General features: G+C 37.2%; 11 protein-coding genes. 4 read left to right on the top strand and 7 right to left on the bottom strand.

Going from position 1 to position 9,620, the window contains the following annotated elements; all coding sequences use genetic code 11:
- Window positions 1–504: 504 nt before the first annotated feature.
- The 6 genes from N518_RS0114495 to N518_RS0114465 form a co-directional block, all read right to left on the bottom strand.
- Window positions 505–1,446 (bottom strand): hypothetical protein, encoded by a 942-nt coding sequence (locus N518_RS0114495; protein ID WP_026444443.1) that lies wholly within the window; start codon window positions 1,444–1,446, stop codon window positions 505–507.
- Between the two features lie 184 nt (window positions 1,447–1,630).
- Window positions 1,631–2,671: a YqaJ viral recombinase family protein gene (locus N518_RS0114490; RefSeq protein ID WP_026444442.1), complete on the bottom strand. Its 1,041-nt coding sequence runs from the start codon at window positions 2,669–2,671 to the stop codon at window positions 1,631–1,633.
- Window positions 2,672–2,825: 154 nt separating this feature from the next.
- Window positions 2,826–3,869, bottom strand: a complete 1,044-nt coding sequence (locus N518_RS0114485) for a DUF932 domain-containing protein (protein WP_026444441.1) — start codon at window positions 3,867–3,869, stop codon at window positions 2,826–2,828.
- 44 nt (window positions 3,870–3,913) lie between these two features.
- A complete protein-coding gene (locus N518_RS16445) occupies window positions 3,914–4,201 on the bottom strand; it encodes a hypothetical protein (RefSeq protein WP_034594163.1) in 288 nt (95 codons plus the stop codon).
- Window positions 4,202–4,402: 201 nt separating this feature from the next.
- Entirely contained in the window at window positions 4,403–4,819 is a 417-nt protein-coding gene (locus N518_RS0114475) for a hypothetical protein (RefSeq protein ID WP_017400750.1), read from the bottom strand.
- Window positions 4,820–4,948: 129 nt separating this feature from the next.
- Window positions 4,949–7,015: a DUF262 domain-containing protein gene (locus N518_RS0114465; RefSeq protein WP_017400748.1), complete on the bottom strand. Its 2,067-nt coding sequence runs from the start codon at window positions 7,013–7,015 to the stop codon at window positions 4,949–4,951.
- A gap of 644 nt (window positions 7,016–7,659) precedes the next feature.
- On the opposite strand from N518_RS0114465, the gene N518_RS0114460 reads away from it, so the two are divergent.
- Genes N518_RS0114460 through N518_RS0114445 form a run of 4 tightly spaced genes read left to right on the top strand, consistent with a single transcriptional unit; the run spans window position 7,660 to window position 8,947 of the window.
- Window positions 7,660–7,914, top strand: coding sequence for a hypothetical protein (locus tag N518_RS0114460; protein ID WP_002045440.1), 255 nt, complete (start codon window positions 7,660–7,662; stop codon window positions 7,912–7,914).
- A 2-nt stretch (window positions 7,915–7,916) separates the two neighbouring features.
- Window positions 7,917–8,045 (top strand): hypothetical protein, encoded by a 129-nt coding sequence (locus N518_RS17485; RefSeq protein WP_017400747.1) that lies wholly within the window; start codon window positions 7,917–7,919, stop codon window positions 8,043–8,045.
- Window positions 8,046–8,273 carry a hypothetical protein gene (locus N518_RS0114450; protein WP_017400746.1) on the top strand — a complete coding sequence of 76 codons (228 nt, stop codon included), beginning with the start codon at window positions 8,046–8,048 and terminating at the stop codon, window positions 8,271–8,273.
- Between the two features lie 11 nt (window positions 8,274–8,284).
- On the top strand, window positions 8,285–8,947 hold the full coding sequence (locus N518_RS0114445) for a hypothetical protein (protein ID WP_017400745.1): 663 nt from the start codon (window positions 8,285–8,287) through the stop codon (window positions 8,945–8,947).
- A 76-nt stretch (window positions 8,948–9,023) separates the two neighbouring features.
- Here N518_RS0114445 and N518_RS17290 read toward each other — a convergent pair whose 3' ends face one another.
- Window positions 9,024–9,473 carry a hypothetical protein gene (locus tag N518_RS17290; RefSeq protein ID WP_026444439.1) on the bottom strand — a complete coding sequence of 150 codons (450 nt, stop codon included), beginning with the start codon at window positions 9,471–9,473 and terminating at the stop codon, window positions 9,024–9,026.
- Window positions 9,474–9,620 lie beyond the last annotated feature (147 nt).

The raw sequence follows: 9,620 nt of genomic DNA, 5'->3' as shown, positions 1-9,620 counted from the left end.
ATGATTTGATTGTTAGTATGCAACATAAGAAAGTTACCTTTGTTTGATTAAGATTTCGACACCTTTATCAAAACGGGTAACTTTCTCTTTTTCAAGAAGAATGTACGATCAAGTCTGAACTAATACATTTTAGCATACTACTATGCTGTTTTAAAACAAATTCATAATGCAGAAAATGAAGTTTTCGCCCCAATCATAATCGACACTCCAAATCAACAAGAACAGGCTGACTTCAACTACTCCAAAATTATTAATTTTATTATTCAGCATACACCTAATTCCGCTCAGCTCTTCATCTGCGCAATGAATCGAGAGGAAATTAAAACTTATAAAGAGCAAGCGAATACTATTTTCCTGACTGAAAACAAGTTGCTTGATACTAAAAAATATAAGGAACTAAAAGACTTATTAAATTTCGAAAGTTATGACTTTGCATAAGGGGAGTAATCCCCCCTTATATTCTATTGAAGTTAATATGAATATTTTTATCGTACTCAAGACACATCAGTTAATTGCCCTCACACTCCCCTGCAATCCTTTCTGTATATCCTGCACAAATCCATCCTCATGATTCGACTTATCTTTTACTTTAGCTCTCGTCATTGTTAAAGGCTGCGCTTGTTCAATATTAGTCTCTTGATTTTCATCCATATAAAACTCCTCTACTAAATCCAAGCCCTCCTCTGCATTGACTTCAAACTGTGCATTGGCAAAACCCTGCCTTGCAGTCTGATCTAACGCCGTTTGATTAAAACCTGCTTGTTTACTTTGCTGGTCAATCTCTTGCGCCATTTGAATAGCTTGTTGCAGATTAACCCCATCTTTCAATGTTAAATCCACATAGTACACAGGTTGGCGATAGCTTTGGGTGGTACTTTTTCCACGTAACGTGAGTTGCAATGGTAGACATGATAGCAAACCATTCGATGCTGCATGGTAGTAGCTGAGCCGTGCAGCTAACGTCCGTATACTGTTAAAACCTGTGGTTCTAAAAATGAATGTACCGAGTTCATCACTTTCATCCAAATTGACATGTAAACGTCCATAGGGCTTGCAGTTTCCTCCTTGTGCCAATGAACATAAGTCTGGTGAAGGGCATGGGTGCTGCTCAACACCCTGATTGGTGAGTCGCTGGCAGGTTTCACCATTACCTACACAGACAGGCCGTCCTGTTTGTCGGTCGAATAAGCTGTACTCAGCTCTCAGATTCAGTTCAGGATCATTGAAGATCATCCGTACTGGAATGGTACGGAGTTTTTGATTTGGTGCTTTACTGCGTAATTGCTCATCAAGCGGATGCTTAATCCATCCCTCTTTGCTTTGAATTTGACTGGTAATGGTAAATTGGTCGTCCTTTTCAGGCAGTCGTTTACCGTTCTTTTCAACAACTTTACCAATACTGATACGTCCAAGGATCGGTGGTGTGATTGCTAAACCTTTAATCATGATAATTTTCCTCTAAATAAAATTTTACTGTTGACCCTTTGTTATGTAAGCAAATACAAAACCGTTTAAAGATCAGATGAAATGCAAAGACCGCCATTGTTGGCCTACCGCTCCTTCGGGAGTCGGTAGGTCGGGGGTGGTTTTTTGCGCTTTTTTGAAGAATGGAAATATCGACGTGATGAATTCAGTCATCGGTATAGATCTGAAAACGTCGTGTCCCTGCTTTGTTTTGCGGAAACTGCTCAAGCATTTCTGGGTGAAGTTTGAGTAAGGCTTTGCTGTCTAAACTGATTGAATCTTTGGATTTCTTCCACGTCACCGAACCATTGGCAAAGGTTGCTCGTTCAGCATCCTTCATCAACATCTGGATTTGATGCTTAATTTCATCAAAGTTATTTTGATGCTGCTCAATGTCATGCTTTTCTTGAATCAGTTGAGCAAACAATTGATTGGCTTGTTCGTTATGACTCAAGTCTTCAACAGTTAATGGAATATGTTGCGGATAGAGCTGCTGTATAGCTTTGGCTGCCGACTCACTGGCATCCACATCAGGTGGTGTGTCTTTTTCCACACACTCCCAGAAGTAACGTTCCGCATTGATGATATGTTTGATCACGGATTCGGAGCGCATCACTTTGAATATTTTGGTTTCATGCCCACAAATCAGCACACAAACATGTGCTGCGCGTTTGCCTGTCACTGCCAATTGATGTTGTACCTGACACAAGACATATAAAGGCACACCCTCTCGCCAAAGTTTTGCGCCGTACTCTCCTGCTGTTTTGCATTCCAGAATTTGAACTTCATCACTACCCACAACGGAGTAATCCAGATTGGCAAGCATGAAATGCTTATCAGGATCTGGATGCTGAAGCACTGCATTGATTCTGCGTACCTTGTTATTGGTATGCATGCTGTAGTACTCAGCCACCAATGGCTCTAGCTGCTTGCCCCAATAGAGTGGGGCGACACCTGAACTTTCATCCTCAATCGTTTGTTTGACTCGCCCTGTCTTGATCATCCATAGTTCGAGCATCGACATATAGGGATTCAATCCACAGGCTGCTGCACAATCACTACTGCCAACACCTTGTCGTCTGACCTCAAGCCAGTCAGATTGAGTCATATTTTTGGTATTGACCAAGCGTTTTGCTGTAAACAATTTTGGGGCAATAAAGGGTTTGCTCGCTTGTTGAATGGATGGGTTAAATATTGCTGTATTCATATTGGATTCCTCATTTTTATATGGGTGATGGCAAATAAAGGGCATAAAAAAACCACACCCGAAGATGTGGTTTAATTATTTTTAAAATGTAAATTTATCTTTAGAATCGAAAGGATAGGTCTAACTTTCCATTGCAAAAACTTAACCTTCTACGCTATGACACCATGCGTAAAGCCTGTTCTAGTCCACGTTGCTTGATCGCTGCTCCTGCACCAAACCAAGCTGAATCGAGTCGATGATCTGTACTCATGGCACGTCGTTCATGATCAATAAATTCTGTAATTGAACACAGTAATCCATAGGCTGTTCCTTTAGCAGAACTCAACTCTGCACCACGTCCCTGACCATTAAACATGTCCATTGCTTTTGTCATCGCCTTGGCATTAGGTTCAGCTTTTTCCTTGGTATCTGCATGTGCCGCCTGAGTCGCAACATCACGGTAGAACTGAATAATATTGTCCTCCTGATCTGCCACACTCATGCTGGTGTTGTTGAACACTGCATCAAAGAAAGCTGCTGCTTCTCCTTGGGTGACTCTACGCTGACTGAGCTGCTTCATTTCGTACATGTGTTCATCCCATGCACGTACTGAAATGCCCAATTGCTGTTTGACTTTATCTGCATCAAACTTGGTACTATGCGGAACTTTCACTACACCTGCATTACCGTTCTGACCACGTAAAGCAATCGCCAAGGTGTTGTTGCAGACAACACGAATGGAAGTAAATTGTGCTGTTGTCGCCAGTGTTCCATCACATGCAGTTGCAAGAAGAATATAGCCATTACTGACATCCTTTCCTTTTAGTGCTGAACTTTGTCCTGTCCGTGCCAGCGCCCAGAATTTCTTGCCACCTTTAAGCACGCCTGCGGTTTCCAATTCAAAGCCTGATTGTTCAGTTAGATCACGATAGAACTCTAAGATCTCACGAGGTTGGACTTCCTGAAAACGTTGACTGACCACTGACAAAGGTGCATGGGTATCAGAACGGTACAGTACACGCTGTTCTTCATACGGCATGATGATGCTTTGCCCACGTTCATTCTGTGCCATATAACTGACATTGGATGACTCGATACGCCAGTCCATGCCTGCCTGCTGTGCCCACACCTCAATCGGTTGGTTTTGACTTAGTTGATTCCCTAGTCCATGCCAAGGGGTTTCACCGACATAAGCCATTTGTTCAAGTTGATGTGCCATAGTTTTATTCCTTTTTAAAATAATGCTAAAAATTTGATCTGTTCTTAATTCAGATATTGAATGGGGAATTTTTGGTAGCAGTTATGACAGAAGCACAAACTTTGCTGCGAAGGTGTGCTTTGTTCTGTAAAAGAATTAAACAAACCACCGAGTACAGTTCCTGCAATTCCTCCAACGATGGGAGGCAAATTCAAAGACTTCGCAACGGTTGTGCCTAAGGCCCCTAAAGCTGCGGGTGATGCAAAATTGGATAATGTTGAATTTGCTTGTTGTGCATTTGCTTCAACAATCATAATGTCGGTTGAATGACAAAAGGGACAATTCAAGCTCATGACTTGACTCCTAAATTTTGGGCATAAAAAAGCCTGCTCGATGGCAGGCTTTGTTTTCATATTTTCATGTGATCTCAAAAGAGCTTCATGATTCTCATTAGGATGTTATGTATTTGAAATTATTTGGAATCATTCTAAAATTTATAGGACTATCTCATTATCCAATTGGCAATATTCTTTCATTCAGTTATTAAGTATCGACTAACTCTTATCATCCAATCTAAATTCAATTTCAAAATTGATCCCATCCCAAACAATTAGCTCGCCAATCCAATCTTTTTTTGCATTGAATTTTTTAGAATATTTACTACCATCTTTGCCGTCTAAGATATGTTGAAAATCACTTGAATTATTAAGCATTGATATGATCGGTCTTATCTTTAATTTTTCTGTAAAAGCAAGATCAAGGTTTTTTCTGAGCTCATTACACCCATTCCCAGACCATCTATCTATTCGATCACGGTATATTTGCTTTCTTTCAATTGGATGCTTAAAGAGTAATGGCTTATGTCCCCACAAGCTAACTATGAGTTCGTTATTAGAACTAATTGAAGATACAGACCAATTAGGGTTTTTAAGCTCCGCATTAAATTTCTTAAACTCATCTACAATTCCCATAAAGCAATACCCATTAAAAAATAAATTTTATCTAGAAAACGGCTTATAGAACAATGAATCATAATAATTTTCAAGAAAATATAAAGTGGAATTTCAATAAATTCCACTTTAAAGCAGAAGCCTACAAATTTAAGTATTGCTATCCTTTTTTATTAAAAAACTTAACTCCGATTGCTCAATATTACATTGCTCAAATATTTTTTTAAGAATATTAACTTTGGTTTTCGTTGCACAATTTGTGTATAAAAAAATCGATTTACTGATTTCCGTAAAATTATTTGTCGTTTCTTGTAAGGAAAGATCATAAAACTTGTGATCACCACAGAGACTCATAATTTGCGTTGTGTGCTGTTCTAATAAATATTTTACAACATCTATCTGCATTTCTTTCCATGATTGCACTTTAGACTCAACATCGTACAACGTATAAGAAACCAGAGTATATCCTGTAAAATCAAAGTCATCTTCCAGCAAATATTCATTTGTTTCCTCTACGGGTGGAACATAACTTGTTGTTGGGTAATACCATAATTTAAGCGATTTCTTTGATAGACGGCTTTGTCTTTCAACCAGTTCATCTTCCGTCCATTTTAGACATTCTCTTACATATTGATTCAAACGCAAATTACTGTCTTTAAATCCATTCTCAATATCTAATTTATCTTTAAAAGGTCGATTACTATATTTGCTGTTATAACCAGTTAATGTCAAATTTGGCAAAGTATGCAACCATTGCTCGTGAATCTGTTGTGATTTTTCACCCAATTCTTTTTGCCAAACAGGAGAAAGCGTTTGGGGCATGATATGCTCTATGGTGTATGTTCCATCTTTAATTCTTTCAATTACATTAATTTGTTCTTTGCTTTCCTCATTTTCTAGAAAACTAAATAAATATGCTTTATTTTTCGAACTCATGGCATAAATGTTACGACTAAAAAGAGCTTGCTCAAATTCCTCATCATTTGGAAAACGACTTGATTCCTCTTTATTTAACAGCACATATTTATAAATTTCAGCATAGGATGCCAATTGGCTAGATTGTGCTTTCTTAGTCACATCTTTATCTAAAGTTGCAAAAATTTTAGACAAAGCATTAGTGGCTAAACCAACAATCAAACGTCTAAATAAAAATATTTCCGTTACTCTTAAAAGTTCAGTGACCTCTTGATCAGTAAGATTTTTTTCATTCCAACGTTTTAGAATTGCCAATACGACTGGAAATATAACGGTAAACTCTAACTGACTCAGCCGTACCAACACAGCGGTAAAACTGTTTTGATATTGCATCGGATTCAAAATGATTGCATAAAGCTTTGAATACTCCAGTAAATCTTGTAATAAAGCTTCAATATCATCATTATTTTTTTTCACATAATCTTTGAAAGTAAAATAGATATCTTTAATAACGACTGTGCGATTTAATTTTAAGGTTAAGTAATCTTTGAAAAAATCACTAACCTTAAAATGAGTATTTTTCTCAATTTTGTTCCAAAAAGCTTCATAATATTTTTCTTGTAATTCAGAAGAAAGCCCCATTAAAATAAAATTTCGGATTTTATCACCTTCCTCAAGTTCGAGTCCCGTTGAGTTCAAGCTTTCAAATATAAGCTGGGGGTCATCATCCTTTTCTAAAAAAATATCAATTGTTTGTAGTCGTGAAATGGCATCATACAAATCATCAATGTCGATATTTTCATTCAGTATTCTGTCTCGAAAATATCTAAAATTTGACGTTACATTAGAACCATCAACAAAATCTGATTCATCACCAAACAATGCATCGAAAGCTTTACAGTCATCCTTGATTGGCTTCAATCTTATTTTCCGATGATCTTCTTGATACTCATCTACTAAATGTTTTTTGGTGATTTTCTCAATTAAACGATCATCTTTAGGAATAACTTTTTTATGCTTCAATAAATCCACAATAGCAATCAACAAAATTGATATGGTCGTTAACCGTTGTTGCCCATCAATAATTAAAAAATCTTCTCTTTTGCCGCCTTGCATATGGCTTGAAACAATACTACCAAAAAAATGCGGGACATCAGGCTTTTTAATTAACCCTTTTAAATCATTAAGTAACTGAGCACAATGTTTGTTTTGCCAACTATAGTTACGCTGGTAAACAGGAATGATAAATCTTTTATCTGAGCCATCAATAAATTTCAGAAATTGTTTTGCTTCACCCTTCATTTTTTCCCCGTCACGTAAATATACATTTTAATGATCATAAAGTATTAGGACTAATTCTATAGCAATTAGAATGATTTAAAATAGGCTCATATCAATCCAAGAGTTTTACCAAAAACTTTACTAAGACTCTTCGATCTTTGATTTTACATGTGTTTTCAATCTTGCTTGATTGACTAAACCCACCCTTAAATTTATCATTCAACTGCTGACCTACATTGTCAGTCGGTTTTAGCAGACCGTTTCATACAGCGCATCAGGGTTTATTCTTCTGAGTATTCTTCACATGCGTAAAACCTTCTCGTCCCCCTTTGCGGTAGAACGGGAGGGGGACGCGTTCGCGCGTGCTGGTTCTGTATGTCCAGTCTGCTAACCCCTTTTCGTTCTGCCACCATTATTTAGCAGTAAGTTGGTAGAGCTTCTTAATACATACAGGAGTAGTCGCCATGACTCAGCATTTTTTATCTTTATTGTTTTCCCTAAAGCGATTTTCTATTCCCTTGTTGCCCTAGCAACAATCATACACTTTTGCTGATATGACTGATCCAAATGCGGTTTAGCTTTGGAAGGCTTTGTCTCGCTAAAATTTCAGGACATAAGCAAAATTTATAACACTTCAAATTACACAATAATAATTCGGGGAAATGATGAAAATTCAAACTTCACTTGTGCTCATCTCTATTGCATTGATGGCTTCAGGTTGTGCCAGTAAAACAGAACGTCAATTTATCAGTGGTTGTAAAACAGGGGGCATTGATGGCAGCACCTGTTCATGCATCTACGACAAACTTGAAGATAAATATGGAGAGGATGGTCTTAAAAATAATCTGTACACCCTTCAACAAACTGAATCCTTTCAGATGGATATGGTCAACGTTTCCTATCAGTGCATGAAGGAATAGCCATGAGAACACTTGCAGGCATCATCTGTGTCATCGCCGTGATTTGTGTACTAGGACTACCCTTCATTGGTTTCATGATCGTGATGGGAATTTTTATTGCATTGGCAAAATATGCAACTGGGGGAAAATAAATGAATTCAAATATTAAAACAGGTCTGATTAGCATCTATCTAGTGATTGGCTTTTTCTTTGCAATCTATCAACACTTTTGGGGGCAGTATAACTACAAGTCTTTTGCCTACAACATTGGTCAAGGCTTAGTTTGGCCAGCGGTGATGTTTCCAGTCGTCGGTAAAATTGTAGGTGGGATTCTGATCCTATTATTGATTTGGTTCGTTGTTATTCGTCCTAAATTATAAGGGGTGCAATCATGAAAAATTTATTTTCCACCATTGCCCTGTGTTCCTTATTGATGGCATGTAGTCAAAACAATCCACCACCTAAAGCAGATGAAGCGAATACGACCAATCAAGCGGTATCAAAGAGTTCTGATGCTCAGTCAGTTTATGCCTCTTATACAGAAGAGGCAGTCAAAGCCAAACTGATGGATATGCAGATCATTGTTGAAAATGGACATATTTATCTCCCTGCTGAAGTGAAGGAAGCAGAATCCTATATCAATGGATGGAATAAATATCCTGATATGCTTAAAGCCATGATGGAATCTGATCTTAATCCGAATCAGACTCAAAATGTCGATGACACACCACCTGATGAAGAGACCTCTATTGAAACGAGTGCCATCAGTGCACGAGGTCGTATCACCGCTCAGGAATCACAATCTGCTTTTAATGTGCCTGGGGCGATAGATTATTTTCTTGAAATTCAGTCTACCAATGAACAGCCTTTTACTCTACAAGGTTTGAAAATCAATCGTGGTCGATGTGGTTTTAGCACAGGTGACTTTTATAGCAAATTACCTGTCACATTGAACTACAGTCAAACTGTCAAATATTTACTAAAATGTAAAGGCGATCAAGTCCTTGAAGCTGAACTCATTACTGATCAAGGGAGTTTAAGTATCACATTTTGATCTTAGAACAGTTCCAATAACGAGAGCACTTTTAATGATTAAGTGCTCTTTATTAGAAGCTACTTTTTAATCATAACTATCGTTCAACAAAAGTAAAATCTTTTTCACTTTTTATAAGCGAAGATAGATTAATCACTTCGGTTTGCAAATTTGGTTGTCTGAGAATCTGAGGATAATCAACTTGTTTTATTCTATTCTTTAAAGCCTTCTTTATTGGATCATATGAAAAAGAAAGATCTTCCATATGAGTTGAATATAAGATATCAATCTTGTCGCTATCATTCCTATAGTGTGTTGGATTCAATTTATAGTGATAGTAATTTTTGTGCTCTTTCAAATTAAGTAAGTCGTATAAAAATTGGTTAAAACTATTGGGAATTGTTACCTTTTTATGCGCGCGATATTCCATTTCTTTGAAAAAGTTAAAATAGTGCAAGATTAAACTTTGAAAGCTTACGATTAGGGATTTTTCTTTTGGATGTCGTGTTTGAACTTTCGTAGTCTTGTCCGATAAAAATTCAATCATATTGGTGAGTTGTTCTAATTTGTATTAGTTCAGACTTGATCGTACATTCTTCTTGAAAAAGAGAAAGTTACCCGTTTTGATAAAGGTGTCGAAATCTTAATCAAACAAAGGTAACTTTCTTATGTTGCATACTAACAATCAAATCAT

The sequence above is a fragment of the Acinetobacter sp. UNC436CL71CviS28 genome (genome assembly GCF_000620525.1).
Lineage (GTDB): Bacteria > Pseudomonadota > Gammaproteobacteria > Pseudomonadales > Moraxellaceae > Acinetobacter > Acinetobacter radioresistens.
Note: the sequence above shows the minus strand (reverse complement) of the source record. Positions and strands in the feature narration are given on the sequence as shown.